Here is a 20494-nt window from a genome sequence, read left to right on the forward strand (position 1 = left end):
CCGTTAGCTAAATTTCTCAGAAATTCAACATTTTCTAAGAAAAAATAATATTATAAGTTGGTTTTACTACTCCGTTCGTATATTGTTTCATATCAACTAATTCCAAGGTCAAACGAGGTTTAACACTGCCGAATAGAGGAATACCTTCACCAATCATTACTGGATTGACCTTTAACACTAATTGATCAATGAGTTTATGCTTGATTAACGTACCACCTAGTTGGCCACCCCCACATAGCCACAACTTACCGGATTCAGTAATTTTGAGATTATGTATATAATCTACTGCGTTGCTTTTTATTAGTTCCACTTCATTGTTGGATTCAAACTGTATGGTGTTTGAGAAAATATAATGCTTCAATCCCTTATAAGCACTAGGTTCGCCTGGCTTAAGACCAAATTGAAAGCCGTATTCGTACGTTTTTCCGCCCATTAAGACCGCATCATATTGCTGTATATCGGATATGAAATCTGTAACGTGCTCTCCTTCGGATAAAAAGATTGAATCGTCAGCTACCACATTTAAATCTGCAATAAAGTTGTCAAGTGTAGTTGCAACATGATAAATCAATTTTGCCATTGAGACATCCCTCCATGAAAACAAACTTCCTGATTAATTCTATAAAATAGTTTAATTTCCTTTAATTGTTATTATGCTAATCTGGTACGGTTAGTTTAATAAGAAAAAATCCTTCATTATCAAAACATGCTCTAAAAATATTCAATTGAATTATTCATATTATATGAAGACACGTTTTAATCATTTATCTATCATTTAAAAGGTGTTTTCTGCTAGTAGAATAAAACAGCCTGCTCCAAATTGGAAGCAGGCTGTTTTGCGGAAATGTGATTAATGTGATCTGGCTAACTCTGGATTGCGGTGCATCGCGGCATAAAGGACAAGTCCGGCGATGAGAAGCAAGGTGCTGGTCGTGATGAAAACAGCTGAGAATCCATAGAAGCCAGCGACCATTCCGCCCATAGCAGGTCCGATGATATTGCCTAAAAAGCGTAGACTCGTATTGTAACCAAGTACTTCCCCCTGCATTGAAACGGGCGCTTCTTGGCGAATGTAGGCAATTCTTACAGGGATGATGCCACCTATGGCCATGCCTAGTATGAAACGTACAAAAACAAGCTGCCAAAAATGATTAATAAAGGCACCAGGCAAGTAGACAAGTGCAGTCAGAAAAAGGAGCAGCACAAGAATCTTCACATGTCCATGCCGATCACCTATCTTGCCCCAGTGCCGTGCCATCAATAAATTCCCAAGGCCTGCTGCAGAAAAGGCGATACCTGAATAAAATCCAAGATTGGAAGTTCCATGCAATTCGCCAACGTATAAAGAAAGAATAGGCTGGATGCTAAAGTGGGCAACTTGAACAAGTGTCGAAATGAGCATGACATTCACTAGGATGGGATTCCGTAAGATATGCGAGAGAACCTCCCTGCTTGTATAGCTCGTCTTTGTTCCTTTTTGTCGTTCCACTTGGTATTCTCTGGTCGCAAAAACGAGAAGTCCAGATATGAAAATCGTAATAGAGGTGAATTTAAAGGCTGTTGAATAGCCGAGAGTGTCAGCAAGTATGCCGCCAATCAATGGCCCGAAGAGTGAGCCAGTTATATTCCCTGTTTGCAATGTTCCTAAAACGCGTCCGGCTATTTCCTTCGGTGTCTGGGTAGAAATGAAGGCCTGCGACATAGAAATGAAGCCAGTGAATATTCCCATGAACATTCTTAAGAGGAATAACTGCCATACATTTTGAACAAAGCCCATTAAGAAAATAGACAACCCCATTCCAAAAGCACAGGCAATCAAGATTTTCTTTCTCCCGTACCTGTCTCCAATCCGCCCCCAAATAGGTGAAAATAAAAAGGCAGTCACAAAAGTAATTCCAAATGTCCATCCGGACCAATGCTGGATATATTGAGTAGAATAATTGCCGAATGTACCAATGTATAAAGATATGAATGGAAGAACCATTGTCATGCTTCCACCAATGAAGAAGTTGGCGAACCACATAATGAATAAATTCCGTTTAGCTAATTTATGATCATTCATTTACAAGCAACACTTCTTTCCTCCGAAATAAACTTCGGGTTCCTAAATAATAGTATACAGAATTATACTAATTTATTAAACGAATTTGATTTTGAATGAGTTTTTGGGATACATGGTTGTACGAGTTTGAAAAACTTGTTTTTTAATGAATGCACCAATGATATAATGAGAAAATATTGATTTTTCAGAAAAATAAGAAAAATGAAAGGAGTCTGTAGATTGCATTAAAAAGAAGTACGTTTACTTTTCAAATTAAAGGAGATTTTCACATGTTATCAATTCTAGGGTTTTGCATGATTTTAACGTTTCTTGTCTTAGTCATCACAAAGCGTCTATCCGTAGTTGTCGCTTTCATCTTCACTGCTATAGCTTTTGGCTTGATTGGTGGGTTTGCTTCCGAAATGGGAGAAATGATGGTGGCAGGTATTTTAAAGGTAACACCAACAGCAGTCATGATTGTTTTTGCTATTTTATATTTTGGTTTGATGATTGACGTTGGTTTATTTGAACCTATGATCGCAAAAATACTGAGTTTTGTAAAAGGCGACCCGCTAAAAATTGTCATGGCTACTGCCATTATAACGATGTTAGTAGGTTTAGATGGAGACGGTTCTTCCACATTTATGATCACCGTTTCAGCAATGCTACCGCTTTATATGAAGTTAGGGATGAACAGGCTTGTATTGGCCAGTGTCGTTGGTTTAGCTGCAGGTGTCATGAATATTATTCCTTGGGGAGGTCCGTTAGTAAGAGCGGCCGCCAGTCTTCAAGTGGAAGTATCAGATTTATTCATCCCACTTATACCTGTTATGATTTGCGGTCTGTTATGGACACTGTTTGCGGCTTATATACTTGGCAAAAGGGAGAGAGAGAGATTAGGTGTTAGTCCGATGGAGACTGCTATGCCTCCTGGAATGAGCGAGCAAGCTGCGGCTGTTGAAGCTTCTTATGGAACATCCAAGTTATTTTGGTTTAATTGGTTCTTAACAATTTTACTTATGGTGTTGTTGGTGATGGAAGTGCTGCCAATCCAAATCTTATTTGCTGCTGCTTTTGCGATAGCTTTATTTGTTAACTTTCCAAATCCACAAGAACAGCAGGAAAGAATTCTAAGTCATGCCAATAGTTTTGTCATGATTTGTACATTAATTTTCGCGGCCGGAATTTTTACGGGTGTATTCACGGAAACAAAAATGATGGATTCGATGGCAGCTTCTATCGTAACGGTTATTCCAGATTGGCTTGGTGCACATTTACCTTTAGTGGTAGCACTTACGAGCATTCCGATGGGCTTCATTTTTTCACCTGATGCCTACTACTTTGGAATTCTTCCTATTATAAGTGAAACAGCATCGAACTTTGGAATTACTCCTGTAGAAATAGGCAGGGCAGCTTTGTTAGGTCATTCAACAATAGGATTTCCCTTATCCCCATTGGTACCTGCGACATTCATTTTGATTGGCCTTGTCGGTGTGGATTTTGGAGACCATCAAAAATTTCTTTTTAAATGGGCGTTTGGGACAACAATCGTCATGACGATAGCAGCCATTACTTTCGGCGTTATCTCATTGTAAAATGTGAGTCTATTAAGCTACAATAAAAAATCTTTGACTGTGAAATTAGTAAGGTGTTTCCTCTCACTAGTGTAATCTATTTACCTATTTATCCTAATCTCTGTTTATTCTTCCATAATAGTGGAAAGTATGTAAGAAGAATATACATAAAAGAGAGAGGGAATGTAGGATGAATTATAAACAAAAACTGATGCTGCCTATGTGTGCTGCCCTTTTACTGTATGGATGTAATTCAGAGGATAATTCAAATGGTGCCGACAAAAATGCTGAAGATGCAAAAACAGTGAGTCAAGATTCGCCAACGGAGGTAGATCCGCAGGTAAAGGCAGAAGTCAAAGATGTAGAGGGGAAAACATTAGGTACTGTCAACTTTTCCGCTGATGAGAATTCTGTAGTGATTGAGACTGCTTTGGAAGGCTTAGAGCCAGGCTATCATGGGTTCCATGTTCACGAAAACGCAGCATGTGACGCGGATGCAAAGGAAGGCCCTTTTACTACAGCAGGAGGCCACTTCAATCCAACTGAAGAAACACACTCCAGTCATGCAGGGGATATGCCCCCTCTTTATGTAAAAGCAGATGGGACTGCAAAATATACGGCAACATTAGATAGCATAACGGTAGACCAACTCAAGAAAGAAGAGTTGGCTGTCATCGTTCATGCAAACCCGGACAATTTTGCTAATATCCCTGACCGATATGGAGCTAATGGAGAAAAGGGACCAGATGAAGATACCTTGAAAACAGGTGATGCAGGTGACAGACAAGCTTGTGGAATTGTTGTAAGTGAAGAGGGGAAATAAGTAATTAGTATGAGCGATTCTTCTAAGGAGGAATCGCTTTTTACATGAAGATAAAACTAAGAGAGATGATAATTAGTAAGAATAGATGCACCCAGACAAAAGATTTAATGATAAGCACAGCCCAAAGGTTCCTTCGCAAGCCAAAGTATAGAGTGGTACAGAAAAGTAATAGACTGATACTTCCACGAAGAATCGGGTAACTTGAATTATTATCCACCAAAAATAGAAAGACATTGACTAACGCTGTTATGATAAATAAAAAGATGTAGGCCTTAAATATCCTTTCTTTTCGTTGAAATTCATGTTGAAATTGGTACATTGGGTTATCCTCCATTTTAATCCTTTTGTTAAAATATAACATACACGTAGTTTACGTTTCCCACTGGATTCTACAAGTCTTCCTGAAACAAGAATCATCCATTAAATCCAAATATGAGTCATCAAGGGAATGAATTCTATCAAATTCTATTGCAAGGTGATTCAGTATGAAGTAAATTTTAAGAATATTCAAAATGTAAAATAGCTCGAAAAGATATATTATCTAGCTTTTCTCTATAAAACTCATTATTTTGAGAAACAAATACGAGCATTTGGTTGAATTTTTGAAGTTGAGTATCAGACAAGTTAGTATGTAATCCGGGTTGCTGTTGACTTGCTACCATGAAAAATTCCTCCTTTTTGGTTTTCACTATATTTACAGGGTTAACATTAATTGGTTATAAAATTATGATAATTCTTTCTATAGTTCTAGGATAGTCCTTGATTCCTCTAGATTGAAAAGTCCTAAACAATATTAAAAGTTTATGAAAAGAAGAAAATTGTACTATAACAAAAAAGTCTTTTTTGCTCTTCTTGATTTAAATTATTATTTTTGATTTTTAAAAAGGTTTTTTCTATTTAGATATAGAAGTAAGATTAGATATAGAAGTACAAGAAGTGATTGCATTTTCGGATAGTTAGTTTAGAAGTTTATTGAATGCCAAAGCAGTAGGGGGAATTTCAAGATGTAGATTTACATCTTGAAAAAAATTTCTGAAGATTAAATAGGAGGATAAAAAAACCCGAATAGGGACAATCATCCACTGATTCGGGTCTGCTTGATTATTCAGCCGTAACGGCTTCTTCAATTTGCTGTAGTCTTTCTGCTACTTCTTCTTTAGATAAGTTATGCTCAACTATATAGCGGTTACGCGGATGCACCCGGCATTCGTGAGTACAGCTGCGCATATGTTTGTGTTCGTTTTCTTCACTGCAAAGGATTTTTTTGTTGCACTCAGGGTTAGCGCAATTGACATAGCGTTCACATGGTTCGCCAGAGAAAATATCGCGACCGACAATGACATGTTCTTTTTGATTGATCGGAACAGCAATTCTTTCATCGAATACATACATTTGACCATCCCAAAGGTCGCCTTGAACTTCCGGGTCTTTCCCGTAGGTTGCGATGCCGCCGTGAAGCTGACTAACATCCTCATAGCCTTCTTTGACAAGCCAGCCGGAGAATTTCTCGCAGCGGATTCCACCTGTGCAATACGTAAGGATTTTTTTACCTTCAAACATCTGCTTGTTTTCTCGTACCCAATCCGGAAGGTCACGGAAATTTGTGATATCTGGCTTGACTGCGCCTCTGAAATGACCTATTTCATATTCGTAGTCATTTCTGGCATCAAGGACGACTGTATTTTCATCTTGCATTTGCTCGAAAAATTCCTTCGGGCTCAAGTAGTTGCCTGTTGTCTGATTAGGATTGATGTCATCTTCCAATCGAAGCGTGACAAGTTCGTTTTTAGGACGAACATGCATTTTTTTGAAGGCATGGCCATCTGCTTCATCTATTTTAAACACGATATCAGCAAAGTGGGAATCGCTTCTCATCATGTCCATATATTGGTTTGTTTGTTCAATCGTACCTGAAACAGTTCCGTTGATTCCTTCTGATGCCACTAGGATTCGGCCTTTTAATTCAAGCTCTTTACAGGCCGCAAGATGCTCGGCTGCGAATTCCTCGTGGTTCTCGATTGGTACATATAAATAGTACAGTAAAACTCTATAGGGTTTTGTTTCCATTTTTGATTTACCACCTATGTTTTATATTTGCAAGATATAAAGGGTGATCATTAAGACACTTTTCTCTTACAGACAATCATTATACCAAGAAAACGTAAAAATGATAAGAGCATGAAGAAAAATGAAAAGGAGTTGTATCGAATGTTCAAAGATTTAGTGGGATATCCTATCATTCAAGCACCGATGGCAGGAGGCGCTTCCACTCCAAAGCTTGCGGCTGCGGTATCTAATGCAGGGGGATTAGGCTTTCTCGCGGCTGGCTATAAGACGGCGGAAGCCATGAAAAAAGAAATAGAGGAGACCCGCCAATTGACGGATCACCCATTTGGGGTGAATGTCTTTGTGCCAAATCAAGAGGTTGTTGACGAAGAGATACTATCTGCCTATCGTGAAAAAATAGAAAAAGAGGCGGAGAGTGTAGGGGTTTTGATTGGGGAAGGAATCAGCGATGATGATGATGATTGGGTAAATAAATTAGCCGTATTAAAAGAGTTGCGTGCTGCTGTTGTTAGTTTTACGTTTGGATGCCCTAAGACAGATGTAATTAGGGAGCTCCAAAGCGTAGGCTCCATTATTGTCGTAACAGTAACCAACCTTCATGAAGCAAAAACGGCTGCTGGGGCAGGTGCCGATGTTCTATGTGTACAAGGTATTGAAGCAGGGGGGCATCGAGCTAGTTTTGAAAACCGGATAGAAGAAGATTATGGTCTTTTAGTGTTAATACGAATGATTAAAAATGAACTGGAATTACCGATTATTGCGGCAGGCGGGCTGATGCACGGAATGGATATCGCTGCCGTCCTTGCAGCAGGGGCAACATCGGCACAGTTGGGTACTGCTTTTCTTCGCTGTCCCGAGAGTGGTGCAAGTCCCGTTCATAAGGTAGCTCTTAATGATGCGCGTTTTACTCAAACGGCGGTTACTCGAGCCTTCAGCGGACGCCGGGCACGCGGTTTGGTGAATCATTTTTTAACTGAGTATGATAATGATGCACCGGCGGCCTATCCTTATGTTCATCATATGACCAAGCAAATGCGAAAAGCAGCAGGACAAAAAAACAATCCTGAATTGATGGCTTTATGGGCAGGACAGGGATATAAACTGAGTAGGGAACTTCCAGCATCTGAATTGATATCACTGCTTGTTGAAGAACTAAAAGGAGAGCACTAATGGAGATAAGAAAATTATATCCAGATGAGTTACCTCCCATGCACTTGTTGCTATTAGCCGACCCTTCAAGGGATTTGGTCGATGCATACTTGGAAAAAGGGATGTGCTTTGTAGCTGAAATAGATGAGCAGATAATCGGAGTGTATGTTTTGTTAGAAATAAGACCTGAACTAATAGAGATAGTCAACATCGCAGTGGTAGAACAACTTCACGGAAGAGGGATTGGAAAACAACTAGTCATGCATGCTGTTCACTATGCTAAGTCACAAGGTTACAAAACTATTGAGATTGGTACTGGGAATTCAGGGATAGGGCAGCTTGCCCTTTATCAAAAATGTGGTTTTAGAATCACTGGGGTCGATCGTGATTTTTTTATTATGAACTATCCAGAGGCTATTTATGAAAATGGAATTCAATGCCTGGATATGATTCGTTTATCACAAAGTATTTGAAGGAACCCGGAGACTTTCTAACGATCATCAAATTGGACTGAAAAACTTTACAGACAACAGTGCGGGTTGACGCAGGGATTCAGATGGTTGGAAAACTAGTCGGAATGATTGGCTGGCCTCCATTTCATCGGGTGAAAGACTGCACTTGCTTAGGGGGAAGGAACGTGTTCTTTGGAGATATGATTTATCTTCTTTTTGCTTTATTAATGCCGCTTTTATTTGCAATTGTCGTGTTCATATTCATTCGATCAACGAAAAAGCAAAAGGATTCGTTAACGAAAATCGAGGGAAATCATAAAGAGTCATCTGAAAAATAGTAGCAGGATAAAAAGAGTGTCCATAACAAAAGGCACTCTTTTTATCTATTCTCATCTTTCCAAAAATGCTTCCAACTTTTGCTTCACAATAGGCCATTCGTGCTTGAGAATGCTGTAAATCATGGTATTTCTCACCCGTCCATCTTTCAGTTTTTTCTCCATACGTAATAAGCCTTCTTCAACTGCGCCAAGCCTAATTATGGCCGCTCGTGAATTTATGTTCAATTCGTCAGTCCTAAATTCAACTCGATTCATTCGCAACTTTTCAAAGGCATGCTGTAAAAGGAGGTACTTACATTCTGTGTTAACGGCTGTCCGCCATTTGGTGGGGTGATACCAAGTTGAACCGATTTCTAGCGTCTGATTGTCAAATTGAATATTTCTTAGGCTAGTGCTGCCGATAATCGAATCATTAGCGTGATCGATAACAACAAATGGATAATGCAGTCCTTTTTCCCTTGTTCGAATCCCTTCCTTTACATAGGACACAGCCTCTTCATATGACAAAATCTTTGTGGCGCTCCATTCCCAAATTTCAGATGGCAGGGAAGCAGCATAAAGCGGTTCGATATGATTTTCCATCATTGGGGTGAGGGTCACATGTTTCCCGATTAGCTCAATGTAATCCATATTTTTCCTCCTATTGGTTGATATCTCAATTATAAAAATATTCTGGTCCTGTAATAAGAACCAAAACTGATATAATTTATAGAACCAGTTTTAAGGGAGGTCCAGATGTTTGAAATCACTCTAACTCTAGAAAAAACAAAAAAAGAGCCGTTATATCTTCAGTTGTATGAATATATTAAAGTGGAAATTCAGAATGGACAAATAAATGCTGGAATTAAATTACCTTCTAAACGAAAGCTTGCCGTTCATTTAGGAATAGGCTTGAATACAGTGGATGCAGCTTATCAGCAGTTAATAGCAGAAGGATATTGGAACAGTTGCCTGTTTCACAGGGAATGATATACCCTCAACGTGAAACGAGCAAGATAGATTTTAACCATGGACGGGTGGACATAGACTCTTTCCCGCATTCCGTGTGGAAAAAATGTTTAAATAATACGTTGTATCATCAGGAAAGAGAATTGTTTATAAGTGGTGATTCTCAAGGGGAAGTTGGTCTCCGAACTGAGATTGCTGCCTATCTTTTTCAATCAAGAGGAGTTCGCTGTGTTCCTGATCAAATCATAATCGGTGCAGGTACACAGTATTTAATCCATCTACTACGGTTACTTCTTGGAAATGAGCGGATCTTTGGGGTGGAAGACCCTTGCTTTCATCGGGTTAGGGAGGTATTGAGGTTGGAGGGAGCCCATATGACATTCATTCCGTTAGATGAAAGTGGAATGAGTGTTGACACTTTGAAAGAGAGTGCTGCGAATGTTGCCTATGTCACACCTTCCCATCAATTTCCTTTCGGCATGATCATGCCGATAACTAGAAGGGTGGAATTATTGAATTGGGCGGAGAAAAACAACGGCTATATTATTGAAGATGATTATGACGGGGAATTCCGTCATGCAGGCAAACCAATTCCTTCCTTACAAGGATTGGACATAAATGGAAGGGTTATCTACTTAGGTACGTTTTCAAAATCGTTGATTCCAACGATTAGAGTGGGCTATATGGTGTTACCAAAGGAGTTAGCTATTATTTATCATGAAAAGTTAAAAGGTTACAAACAGAGCGTTTCTAGAATGATTCAAGAAACGCTCTGTCTTTTTATGAAAAATGGACATTGGGAACGCCATCTGAATAAAATGCGTACGATTTATCGTAAAAAAAATAAGGTGTTACTGAATGCAATTGAAGAGAATTTTAATGATCGTGTAACTGTAATTGGTGAAAAGTCAGGGTTACACGTTCTGTTAAAAGTGAAAAACAGCAGCACTGAGTCAGAGCTCATTCAAACGGCTGCTAGTGTCGGGGTGAAAGTCCATCCAACTTCGGTTTATCATTCAAAGAAGGTAAAAGAGCCGACTATTTTAATTGGGTATGGTGGTTTAACCGAAAGGGAAATCGAAGAAGGAATCCGACTTTTAAAAAAGGCATGGCTTTAGCTCGTTGCTTACTCAAAAGAGGTCAATGGAAAAGGCCATGACTATCACTTCTTTCACAATAATATAAGGCACCAATTCAGTTCCTTATATTATTGAGGATTTTAAGGACCGTCTGGAAAAATAAGTCCTGCTCTTCTTCAGTAATGCCATCCAGGGCTTTTCCTTCAATCTTTTCTGCAATCTTAAGGCATTTTGTATGTACTTCTTTGCCCTTGGGAGTCAGTTCGATTCGCTTTTCCTGTTCATCTTTTCCAGGGACCTGCTTAATCATATTATTCTGTTCCATGCTGTTGACCGAACGTGTGATGATAACACTATCTACATCCAAGTAATTGCAAATATCGGGGATGGTGGAATATCCACAGTTCTTTAAATAATTCAAGATTGTCCACTGATTATGATAAATTTCAAGGGTTGTAATTTGTTCATTCATTTTACTAACTAATGATCTGGATACTTGTAAATATTGATGAAATAATTGAGTAGGGTTCGTCATATGATTCTCCTTTATAATGGTTGACCAATCCATTATATTCTTTAATTCTTAAAAGTCTATTGTAAAGAATCATTCATTTCAGTCAATGTTTTTTTTTGGAAGCGAGGGGAGGGAAGAGAAGTATAATAGTAAAGCCTCCCTAAATCATTTTAAATCAATCAAGAAGCAAATAAAAACTGACAGACGAATCCTTATAAAGAATGGCTTTTTTTATTTTTCCATGTAAATGTATACCGTTATTTTTAGATTGAATTTAGATGGACAATATACTTATTATCAAGACAAAAATAAAATTCGGGTAATAAAAAATGAGAATTGTGAAATGAAATGAAAAAACATGATATCTACATCTTGCCGCCAGAAAAGATAGCTGCCAATTGGGGTGACTTACAACATGATTTCTTAAAGAAAAAACCAGCCTTAGATTGGCTGGTTTTTTCTTTAAAATCTTTCGCTGGTGGAACGTTGTTTAGTTTCCTTTTTATTTCGTTCTTCTTCTCGTTCATATTTAATTTCATCAATTGGTAAATCTTCAATGGGCATGACAACTTGGTCACGCTCTAGCTGCTTTTCTTGATTCTCTTTGAATGCCTTAGATTTATTGTTACGCTCTTCAAGAAACTTTTCTTTATCTTTGTTATCCAATGTCAATCCCTCCTTTTCTTTGTTTCTCTTTTTCCCCTTATTGAGAAAATAAAACGTATAAGCGAAATATATGGGATATTGTCTCATAAATATAAGGAGAAACAAGAAAGTGCTAGGAGGGTTTATTTAGTGAATGTTGCTTTGTTTTTTCGCTGGTTTTGGAGGGGTGTTCTCTTATTAGTTATACTATTTTTAATTCCCTACTCATGGGCATTAATTTTGGCGTTACTAACAGCTATTCTTTTGGATGGATTAGTTCGCCTAATTAGTAAAACATTAAAACTACATCGCCTTTGGGCCGTTTTAATTTCTTTTATTTTGTATGTAGGCGGGCTCATGAGCATCACATATTTTTTGCTTTCAGTTTTAATCAAGAGAGTCATTGTCTATTCGGAGAAATTTCCTGGTTTTATTCGTGAGATGTATCTGACGGCTATTCTGCCGGTTATTAGGCAATGGGAGCAATATTCTCAAACATTGCCGCCAAACCTCATTCAGTCGATTGAAAATACGATGGAAAAAGGGGTCAAAGCGCTTGAAGGGTTTACAAAGGATTTTGTTCAGGATATGGTCCAATTTGTTACACTTGTTCCTGGATTTTTCATTGATTTTTTGATTTATTTAATCGCTTTGTTTTTGATCAGCCTAGAATTACCAAAGCTAAGAAAAAAGGCTTTCCTTTATTTAAAGACGTCCACATATCAAAAAATATCACTAGTTTATCAAGATTTAAGTATGGCAGCAATAGGCTTCATTAAGGCTCAAATCTTGTTAAGTTTATTCACGTTTATCATGGCTTATACGGGACTATGGTTGTTAAATGTGAAATATACGATGTTATTGGCACTACTAATAGTTGTAGTGGACATTCTTCCTATACTGGGGACAGGATCTGTACTTGTTCCTTGGGCCATTATTGTATGGGCACAAGGAAACCATCATCTTGGAATCGGCCTAATTATCTTATTCTTGGTCATAACTATCATAAGAAGAACGATTGAACCTAAGGTCTATTCAGCGAATATGGGATTAACTCCATTGGCCTCGTTAATCAGTCTTTATTTAGGGTTTAAGATGCTTGGTTTTATTGGGCTTTTCCTAGGGCCGGCAGTCCTTATCGTTTATAACACCTTAAAAAAATCAGGTGTTATCAAGCCTAACTTTAAAATTTGAAAGATTGTTAGAGGTTTTTTGCATGATTTCTTAAATTAGACATATCTTTTACCGCTTTTCCTTGTCCGTTACATTGATTGCAGTTCCGTGAAAAAAATTGTAGATAGCGGGTTTTCCCTTTCCCTTTGCAGTGCTGGCAAATGGTTATGAGTTTCATAAGTCCTCACTCCTTCATAAAATATAGCTTCTCTAACAGTATGAAACAATAAAGGTTGAACTATACTTAATGTTGTCAATCAAAATAATAAGCTGGGTTTTCTTATATAATATGTGAGATATTTGTTTGATGTACCTAAATCTAGAGGATAAAGTGTTGAGGGATTAAAATACCCCCCGCTCATTTAGAGCGGGGGGGGCATTTTATCATGAAACAATTTCAGTTTGCGATATTATCGGAAATTCTTTTACTTCGCCCACGACTTTTGCTGGTTTATATATTTCAATATAGCAGATATGGTGGTCTTCCATTTCTTTTATTTTAAAGTGATAGGGACCATAAGTCAGGATATCACCTTGTTTGGCTTCGTAATTCTCAGTAAGAATCCATCCGCCCATGGTATCAATATCTTCATCGTTGATATCCAGTCCCAGTAAATCATTCACTTCACTTACTAATACCTTTGCATCGATAATATAATGATCTTCTTTTAATTTGCGAACATCCGGTACTTCATCCAAATCGAATTCATCTCGAATATCACCAACAATTTCCTCAAGAATATCTTCAACGGTTACCAAACCTGATGTGCCGCCGTATTCATCCATGAGGATAGCCATGTGAATACGTTCTTTTTGCATCTTTAAAAGTAAATCATGAATCGGAATACTGTCAATGACACGGATAATAGGGCGAACATATCTATTTATCGTTGTCGATGCCTGATTACTTTTATCTATCATTTCAGTGAATAGTTCTTTGATATTCACCATTCCAATAACATGATCTTTATCGCCGTCGATGACAGGATAGCGAGTAAAGTTCTCTTCAGTCATTATGGTGAAAAATTGTTGAATCGTATCATCTTTAGATATCGTAGCGATTTCTGTACGTGGAACCATGATTTCTTTTGCAATTCGATCATCGAATTCAAAAATTTTATTCACATATTTAAACTCTGATTGGTTAATTTCGCCACTTTTGTAGCTTTCGGAAACAATGATACGAAGCTCTTCCTCTGTATGAGCCAAATCATGTTCAGAAACTGCTTTTAATCCGAGCATTTTTGTTAGCGTCCTTGCAGAGCCATTTAGTACCCAGATGAAAGGATACATGACTTTATTGAATGCAATTAAAGGTTTAGCAACAAATAAAGTTACCTGCTCTGCTTTTTGAATCGCCAATGTTTTCGGTGCCAGTTCTCCAATAACTACATGTATGAAGGTAATAAAAGAAAAGGCAATCGCAACTGAGAGTGCATGTGAAGCTGATTCAGGAAGGTTTAATTGATTTAAAAGTGGCCGCAAAATGTGTTCAACTGTCGGTTCTCCAAGTACCCCAAGCCCTAAAGCAGTTATAGTAATTCCGAGCTGGCATGTTGATAAATATTCATCGAGGTTGGATGTGACCTGCCTTGCAGAAACAGCATTTGGCTTGCCTTCTTCAATTAGTTGATCGATCCTCGTGCTTCTCACTTTAACAATTGCAAACTCCGTAGCTACAAAAAATGCTGTTAAAGCAATTAAAATGGCAATAAGAACCAAGTTTATTATGTCCAAATAGTCTCCCTTAACTCGCCTCTGAGACGAATAAGGAGTCCACCTCCTACATTTTTAAAATATACAAGTATATTTTTTTTTGCTTGCTAAATACTGTCGGGAGTCACTTAACGAGCTGCAAGTTTTAAGAAAAGCTATATGTGTATCAGCTCGAATTCCCGTTTTTAAATGATGAAGAGAATACTAGTGTATGTGATTAGCGATGCGCAGACGGGAAAAAGAAGAATTTCTGCTTGAAGAAGTGCACAAGCTTTTCAAAAGTATGCCCTTGTTCGTCAGGCAAAGCAGCGTCCGTCCGTCAAAACGAACATTCTTTAATATCCCATCCAATCACCTCAGTTTAATAAATTTAAATACTTTCATTATAGAAAGAGTTAGTCATTCAGTCAAACAGCTTACGACTCCTTAAATCCGGTATATTCCTTGTAAAGGATCACTTTGATCTACTAATTAGCGATTTTTGACTATTTCCTCTGCTTTATCGCATTTATGATAGAATATTCAGAAAACAAAAGGGCTGTTCTCACAAAAATTGGTTAGTTTCATTATTTTTTAGATTGTATAAACATATTCTATAGAAACTGGACAGGTTTATGCATTTTAAAAGGAGGTGGGGGTCATGAAGATCATAGAAAAAATGACAGCGATTATTGCTGGAAGCATGCTAGTAGGGGTGGGAATCAATTTTTTTCTGATACCTTATCATTTATTAGATGGTGGCATGATAGGAATTGGGCTGATTTTTCATTATTATATAGGGCTTCCAACAGGGCTGGGTGTGATTTTGAGTAGTATTCCATTATATATATATGCATGGTATTTTGAAAAAAAACTATTTGTTAACAGCTTGCATGGCTTACTTTTTTCCTCCTTATGTATCGATATTTTTTCCGAGGCAGTCATTGAATGGAATCTTCCTGTTTATGTTAGTGCAATAATTGGAGGAGGATTGATTGGGCTTGGGATTGGACTCATGCTTCGGTATGGAACATCAACAGGTGGAACGGATATGTTGGCTCAAATCCTTTCAAGAAAGAGCGGGCTAAATGTTGGATTGTTAATTTTCTTTATTGATGGATGTGTTCTTCTTTTCGGACTAAGTGTGGTCGACATTTCTATCTTTATTTATTCATTTTTAACGATTATTGCTGTAGCTCTGCTGACTTCAGTGACCGTAATGCGGACTGCATGATGAAAAATTGTATAAAAATCTGAAATTAGGGAAGGATGGGCAATATGAAAAGGACAGATTTTGGGTCTAATAAATAGTAAAGGAACGTTATAATGAAAAAACTCTATGTGTGTACTGCGTTGTTATTTATGTTAGCCGGCTGTCAAGAGTCTGAAATGCCCGAGGATAAAGAAGTGAATACTGTTATTCCAGAATCAATGGAAGCATCAATCGTCATTAAAGGGAAATTGGTTCCTGGCAAAGAAGTAATCCTTGAAACAACAGTAAAACAAGGAAGTAATTTGGTAAATGAAGCTGGTGAGGTTCTGTTTGAAGTAAGAAAGTCGGGACAGGACAAACGGGAAATGCTGGAGGCGAAGAATACAGGAAGTGGTACATATCAAGTGATGCATACGTTTAATGAACAAGGGAAATTTTATGTGGTTGCCCATGTAACAGCCAAAGGGCTGCATGTGATGCCGGAAAAAGAAGTTGTCGTTACGGATCATGAAAGTGAAGGCGCATCTGCTCATCCAAGTACGGATGTTTCAATTGATTTTCAAAGTAACCCTGTGAAGGCAGGAAGCAGTTCGAACTTTGAAACAACTGTAGAATTGAATGGAAAGCCTTTGACAAATGCAGATGTGAATTTTGAGGTGTGGAAAGAAGGTAGCGAAGAAAGCCATTTCACCAAAGCTAAAGAAGAGGAAAAAGGGAATTACCAAAATAAAGTATCTTTTGTTGAACCCGGCACCTATAAAGTTCAGGTTCATGTTGAAAAAGACGAAGTACACGAACATCGATTGCAAACAATTCAAGTTAATTGACAAGTGTTAACATGACACTGTATGGTTTTTCAATTCAATTCTTTAAATAGGTTTTATATATTCGTTATTTGGGAAGTTAAAGGATAAAGATACAGCAGAAAGGGAGAGTAAGTATGACTAACGAAATAATCAAGAAGTATAAAAATCTCGGGATTCATATTGAAAAAACGAAATCTCGTCAGGAGATTTTCACTAATGTTTATCAAAATGACTCATCCTTACTCACCACAGCTGTTTTTTCTCAATTTCAACAAAAACGGGATCTAAAAGAATATTAATGCAATGAGACCGGAGATAATTCCAACTGGTCTTTTTTTTGTGCTTTCGGGAATGAATTCCTTAATGAAGAAGAGAATACTCCATGCAAAAAATCGAATAGAACGTTATGTGCTGCAATAGGATAGAAGGACAAACATTTTGAAATTAGCCTTAAGGGGAGTCCGATTGCATGATGTCACAGCTTATTATGACGATATTAAATTGGTTTGCAGGAATGGGGTATATAGGTGTTTTATTAGGTTTGATGGTCGAAATCATCCCGAGTGAGCTCGTTCTCGGATACGGAGGCTATTTAGTTGGTCAGGGTAAAATGAACTTTTGGGGGGCTGTCCTTGCAGGTGTAGTAGGAGGGACGATAGCGCAATTATTTCTCTATTGGGCGGGTTATTTCGGAGGACGGCCATTTCTTTTAAAGTATGGGAAATATATTTTAATAAAAGAAAAACATATTGTAATGGCTGAAGAGTGGTTCCATCGTTATGGGGTTGGAGTGGTTTTTACGGCTCGTTTCATCCCGGTCGTCCGCCATGCTATTTCTATCCCTGCAGGAATTGCGAGAATGTCTGTTTGGAAGTTCATCTTTTATACGGTTGCTGCTGTAATACCTTGGACCATTTTATTTCTAACCTTAGGAAGGATTCTCGGGGAGAATTGGCAGCAGATTAGTGAGATTACTTCTCCCTATTTAATTCCTGTAGCTGGTTTTTCCTTTGTTCTTATCATTCTTTATATTATTTGGAAAAAAAAGAGTACACCTCCAATCGTAACGGTCAAGAAAATGGGCCGGTTTTCTGAAAAGTGATCACTATAAAAAACAGCCTCGTAAAATTTACTTTTACGAGGCTGTTTTTTATTCGTTATCCTTGAGGAAGGTCTTCTTCAAGAGGTAGCTGTTCGACCTTTTTTGTCACTTCAATATAACGAATGGCGTGATCTTCCATTTCAATCACCTTAAAGCAAAATCCGTCTTTTTCCATGATGTCGCCAACATTTACATCATAATTCTCCGTTAAAACCCATCCACCGATTGTATCAACATCATCTTCCTCTAAGTGAATGCCGAGTAAATCGTTCACTTCCTTTACAAGAAGTTTAGAGTCTAAAATATAGTGCCCATCCTTAATTTTTCGGATGGATGCGACTTCATCAATGTCGAATTCATCGCGAATTTCACCAACGATTTCCTCAAGGATATCTTCAACCGTGACAAGACCGGAAGTACCGCCGTATTCATCCATCAAGATAGCCATATGAATGCGTTCTTTTTGCATTTTCAGCAGTAAATCATGAATCGGAATATTTTCCATGACCCGAATAATTGGGCGAGTATAATTTTCAATTGCTTTTGAATGGATTTCTCGATTCTTAATAAGATCTGAAAAAACTTCCTTTAAGTTGACTAAGCCGATAACATGGTCTTTATCACCTTCGACAACAGGGTACCTGGTGTATTTTTCTAGTTTAGCCACATCGACGAATTCTTGTACCGTTTCATCTTTTGAGATGGTAAGAATCTCCGTCCTTGGGACCATGATTTCTTTGGCAACACGGTCATCGAAATCAAAAATGTTACTTACATATTTAAATTCTGATTGGTTAATCTCTCCACTTTTATAGCTATCAGAGAGGATGAAACGCAATTCTTCCTCTGTATGGGCAATTTCACTTTCAGAAGCAGGCTTGAAGCCAAGCAATCCGACAACAAAACGAGAAGAATGATTTAATACCCAGATGAAAGGAAAGGCAATCTTATGGAAAAGAATCAATGGTTTGGCGATAGCCAAAGTCACTTGCTCAGCCTTTTGGATGGCAACGGTCTTTGGAGCCAATTCACCCACAACGACATTCAAAAATGTTATCAGTGAAAAGGAAATGACAAAAGCTAGAATGCTTGTGACTTCGCCTGGGAAATTCAAGGCCCCGAATAAAGGTCCTATCAATTTAAGGATGGTGTCCTGTCCAAGCCACCCTAACCCTAGAGCAGTCACGGTAATTCCAAGCTGTGTGGCTGATAGGTATTCATCAAGATCAGATGTAACCTTTTTGGCCGCAATGGCTTTTCTGTTGCCTTCTTCTATCAATTGATCAATTCTTGAGCTTCGCACCCTGATAATTGAAAATTCTGAAGCCACAAAAAAAGCAGTTACAGCGATTAAGATAATTACTATTATAAAACCTAAAATGTCCAAATAGTGTGGGACTTAATTGAATCGTTTGTTATGTCGAACGATTTAATTTTCCCAGTCACCTCCCAAAACCAATAATGAATGAAATGTTGTTATCTTATCAAATGTTAGATGAAAAATAAATATCGTTTTGTCTAGTATGAAAATTTATGATGTTTTTTATTTTCAATCTATAGGGTCATTCACCTCGATTAGTAGTGGAACCTAACTATTAGTATAAGTAACTATACTCGAATCAGTCAAAATTTTTACACTAATGGATCCATGGATATAACGGATATTATACTTTATTTTGTTTTTATTTGTATTGAGAAAGTCGTTAAGAAATCTGTTGAATGGCATGTTAAGGTTCCTTGATGTTTTAAAACAATCTCTTTACAAACGAATAGTCCTAATCCTGTACCCCTTTTTTTAGTTGTAATAAACGGTTCGAAAATATTTGGTTGAACCTCTTCAGGTATCTTAGGGCCATTGTTTGAAATATTTAAGGATAAAATACCGGATGGTGATTCTGAACCGGAAATGTATATGGATGGTGAAGGCATTCCCGCAACCACATCAAGAGCATTTAAAATGATATTTAGTAAAACCTGACGAAATTCCTCTTTAGAACCAGAAATCACGGTATCATCAGCGATATTACAAGTTATGGAAGCATTTACTTCCAAAATGCTAGGATATAAAAATTCAATCACTTCATTTACTAGCTGGGCAATAGAAAATAGATCCGGTTGTGATTCAAAAGTTTCTTTCTTAGAGATATTAAGAAACTGAGTAATCCGATAATTGAGCTGATCTAATTCTTTTGAAATAATATCTAGGTATTTTATCTCAGGCTGTTCTGCTTGTAATAATTGAATAAATCCCATGATGGAAGTAAGTGGATTTCTGAATTCGTGAACAAAGCTTGAGGTCATTTGGCCTAGGAGTGTTAAACGGTCCTTATGGTTAGGGCTTATAAACTGATAACGTGCTTCAAGCTCCTTCGTTTTCAATTCGGTAAAATAGGATAATGCATATTGAATGAGTTTATCGAAGTAAGCGTTAATTTGATGAATTAGATCGGATACTTCTTCTTTAGTTGCCTCAGAATTTAGAACGTGATCAATGATGATGGATCTACCGATAGCCGCAGTGGCACAGAAAATTTCCATATTTAGCTGCTTCTTAACTCGATCAGATGCAATTTTTTCTCCTACGACCTTCAGTACATCTCCTATGTCAGTATCTGATTTTCCAATCTGATCAATTAGCAGGTTAAAAATATTTTCTACTTCTCCTTTAAAATACCCTATATATCCATCCGGTAAATGCAACAGCTCATCATTCCATTTGGAAATGATACTGCCTTTTTGAGAAGATAAAAAGTGAATGGTCATTTCTCGATTAGATACCATTTTGCCCTCCATACTGTAGGAAAATGAATTTTCTTTGAGCTTAAGATTTATGGTTTAGAATAAAATTACAAAATATCAAAATAATTACATTGTG

General features: G+C 37.6%; 20 protein-coding genes and 1 pseudogene. 11 read left to right on the forward strand and 10 right to left on the reverse strand.

The window, feature by feature from the left end; genetic code table 11:
- Positions 1-34: 34 nt before the first annotated feature.
- Positions 35-580 carry a dihydrofolate reductase family protein gene (locus RE409_RS05720; protein ID WP_309558677.1) on the reverse strand — a complete coding sequence of 182 codons (546 nt, stop codon included), beginning with the start codon at positions 578-580 and terminating at the stop codon, positions 35-37.
- Between the two features lie 270 nt (positions 581-850).
- Complete coding sequence (locus RE409_RS05725; RefSeq protein WP_201221842.1) at positions 851-2062, reverse strand: MFS transporter; 1212 nt, start codon at positions 2060-2062, stop codon at positions 851-853.
- A gap of 269 nt (positions 2063-2331) precedes the next feature.
- On the opposite strand from RE409_RS05725, the gene RE409_RS05730 reads away from it, so the two are divergent.
- Both RE409_RS05730 and RE409_RS05735 read left to right on the forward strand, forming a co-directional pair.
- Entirely contained in the window at positions 2332-3636 is a 1305-nt protein-coding gene (locus RE409_RS05730) for a CitMHS family transporter (protein WP_201221840.1), read from the forward strand.
- Between the two features lie 169 nt (positions 3637-3805).
- A complete protein-coding gene (locus RE409_RS05735; RefSeq protein ID WP_201221838.1) occupies positions 3806-4438 on the forward strand; it encodes a superoxide dismutase family protein in 633 nt (210 codons plus the stop codon).
- Positions 4439-4935: 497 nt separating this feature from the next.
- Here RE409_RS05735 and RE409_RS05740 read toward each other — a convergent pair whose 3' ends face one another.
- Together RE409_RS05740 and RE409_RS05745 are read right to left on the reverse strand one after the other, a co-directional pair.
- Positions 4936-5100, reverse strand: a complete 165-nt coding sequence (locus RE409_RS05740) for a hypothetical protein (RefSeq protein ID WP_201221834.1) — start codon at positions 5098-5100, stop codon at positions 4936-4938.
- 439 nt (positions 5101-5539) lie between these two features.
- Positions 5540-6505, reverse strand: coding sequence for an oxygen-dependent tRNA uridine(34) hydroxylase TrhO (locus RE409_RS05745; RefSeq protein WP_309558679.1), 966 nt, complete (start codon positions 6503-6505; stop codon positions 5540-5542).
- A 141-nt stretch (positions 6506-6646) separates the two neighbouring features.
- Here RE409_RS05745 and RE409_RS05750 point away from each other — a divergent pair, with 141 nt between their 5' ends.
- The 3 genes from RE409_RS05750 to RE409_RS05760 all read left to right on the forward strand — a co-directional run bounded on the left by RE409_RS05750 (position 6647) and on the right by RE409_RS05760 (position 8444).
- A complete protein-coding gene (locus tag RE409_RS05750; protein WP_309558680.1) occupies positions 6647-7675 on the forward strand; it encodes a nitronate monooxygenase in 1029 nt (342 codons plus the stop codon).
- On the forward strand, positions 7675-8127 hold the full coding sequence (locus RE409_RS05755) for a GNAT family N-acetyltransferase (protein WP_053344817.1): 453 nt from the start codon (positions 7675-7677) through the stop codon (positions 8125-8127). The genes RE409_RS05750 and RE409_RS05755 overlap by 1 nt, the downstream gene beginning before the upstream one ends.
- Before the next feature lie 164 nt (positions 8128-8291).
- Positions 8292-8444, forward strand: a complete 153-nt coding sequence (locus RE409_RS05760; protein ID WP_162258201.1) for a hypothetical protein — start codon at positions 8292-8294, stop codon at positions 8442-8444.
- 51 nt (positions 8445-8495) lie between these two features.
- Here the strand turns inward: RE409_RS05760 and RE409_RS05765 are convergent, their stop codons facing one another.
- Positions 8496-9074 carry a GNAT family N-acetyltransferase gene (locus RE409_RS05765; RefSeq protein ID WP_201221828.1) on the reverse strand — a complete coding sequence of 193 codons (579 nt, stop codon included), beginning with the start codon at positions 9072-9074 and terminating at the stop codon, positions 8496-8498.
- 105 nt (positions 9075-9179) lie between these two features.
- Between RE409_RS05765 and RE409_RS05770 the strand changes: the two are divergent.
- Positions 9180-10510 (forward strand): annotated as a pseudogene (locus RE409_RS05770) (PLP-dependent aminotransferase family protein).
- Between the two features lie 76 nt (positions 10511-10586).
- Here RE409_RS05770 and RE409_RS05775 read toward each other — a convergent pair.
- The gene (locus RE409_RS05775; protein ID WP_201182153.1) at positions 10587-11006 is read right to left on the reverse strand and encodes a MarR family winged helix-turn-helix transcriptional regulator; all 420 of its coding nucleotides are present in this window, start codon (positions 11004-11006) and stop codon (positions 10587-10589) included.
- Between the two features lie 441 nt (positions 11007-11447).
- The gene (locus RE409_RS05780) at positions 11448-11651 is read right to left on the reverse strand and encodes a hypothetical protein (RefSeq protein WP_053344821.1); all 204 of its coding nucleotides are present in this window, start codon (positions 11649-11651) and stop codon (positions 11448-11450) included.
- A gap of 129 nt (positions 11652-11780) precedes the next feature.
- Between RE409_RS05780 and ytvI the strand changes: the two genes are divergently transcribed.
- Complete coding sequence (gene ytvI / locus RE409_RS05785) at positions 11781-12824, forward strand: sporulation integral membrane protein YtvI (protein ID WP_309558681.1); 1044 nt, start codon at positions 11781-11783, stop codon at positions 12822-12824.
- Positions 12825-13187: 363 nt separating this feature from the next.
- Here the strand turns inward: ytvI and RE409_RS05790 are convergent, their stop codons facing one another.
- Positions 13188-14540 carry a hemolysin family protein gene (locus RE409_RS05790; RefSeq protein ID WP_201182151.1) on the reverse strand — a complete coding sequence of 451 codons (1353 nt, stop codon included), beginning with the start codon at positions 14538-14540 and terminating at the stop codon, positions 13188-13190.
- Between the two features lie 619 nt (positions 14541-15159).
- Here RE409_RS05790 and RE409_RS05795 point away from each other — a divergent pair.
- The 4 genes from RE409_RS05795 (at position 15160) to RE409_RS05810 (ending at position 17619) form a co-directional block, all read left to right on the forward strand.
- Positions 15160-15732, forward strand: coding sequence for a YitT family protein (locus RE409_RS05795; protein ID WP_207196268.1), 573 nt, complete (start codon positions 15160-15162; stop codon positions 15730-15732).
- A gap of 92 nt (positions 15733-15824) precedes the next feature.
- Positions 15825-16538 (forward strand): FixH family protein, encoded by a 714-nt coding sequence (locus tag RE409_RS05800; protein ID WP_201221824.1) that lies wholly within the window; start codon positions 15825-15827, stop codon positions 16536-16538.
- A 113-nt stretch (positions 16539-16651) separates the two neighbouring features.
- Positions 16652-16816 (forward strand): Lmo0850 family protein, encoded by a 165-nt coding sequence (locus RE409_RS05805; RefSeq protein WP_157443799.1) that lies wholly within the window; start codon positions 16652-16654, stop codon positions 16814-16816.
- A gap of 173 nt (positions 16817-16989) precedes the next feature.
- A complete protein-coding gene (locus RE409_RS05810; protein ID WP_053347977.1) occupies positions 16990-17619 on the forward strand; it encodes an undecaprenyl phosphate transporter UptA in 630 nt (209 codons plus the stop codon).
- 55 nt (positions 17620-17674) lie between these two features.
- Here RE409_RS05810 and RE409_RS05815 read toward each other — a convergent pair whose 3' ends face one another.
- Both RE409_RS05815 and RE409_RS05820 read right to left on the reverse strand, forming a co-directional pair.
- Positions 17675-19006 carry a hemolysin family protein gene (locus tag RE409_RS05815; RefSeq protein WP_201182147.1) on the reverse strand — a complete coding sequence of 444 codons (1332 nt, stop codon included), beginning with the start codon at positions 19004-19006 and terminating at the stop codon, positions 17675-17677.
- 284 nt (positions 19007-19290) lie between these two features.
- On the reverse strand, positions 19291-20400 hold the full coding sequence (locus RE409_RS05820; RefSeq protein WP_201249933.1) for a histidine kinase N-terminal domain-containing protein: 1110 nt from the start codon (positions 20398-20400) through the stop codon (positions 19291-19293).
- Between the last annotated feature and the right edge of the window lie 94 nt (positions 20401-20494).

This window comes from Peribacillus sp. R9-11 (genome assembly GCF_031345095.1).
GTDB classification, from domain to species: Bacteria; Bacillota; Bacilli; order Bacillales; family DSM-1321; genus Peribacillus; species Peribacillus butanolivorans.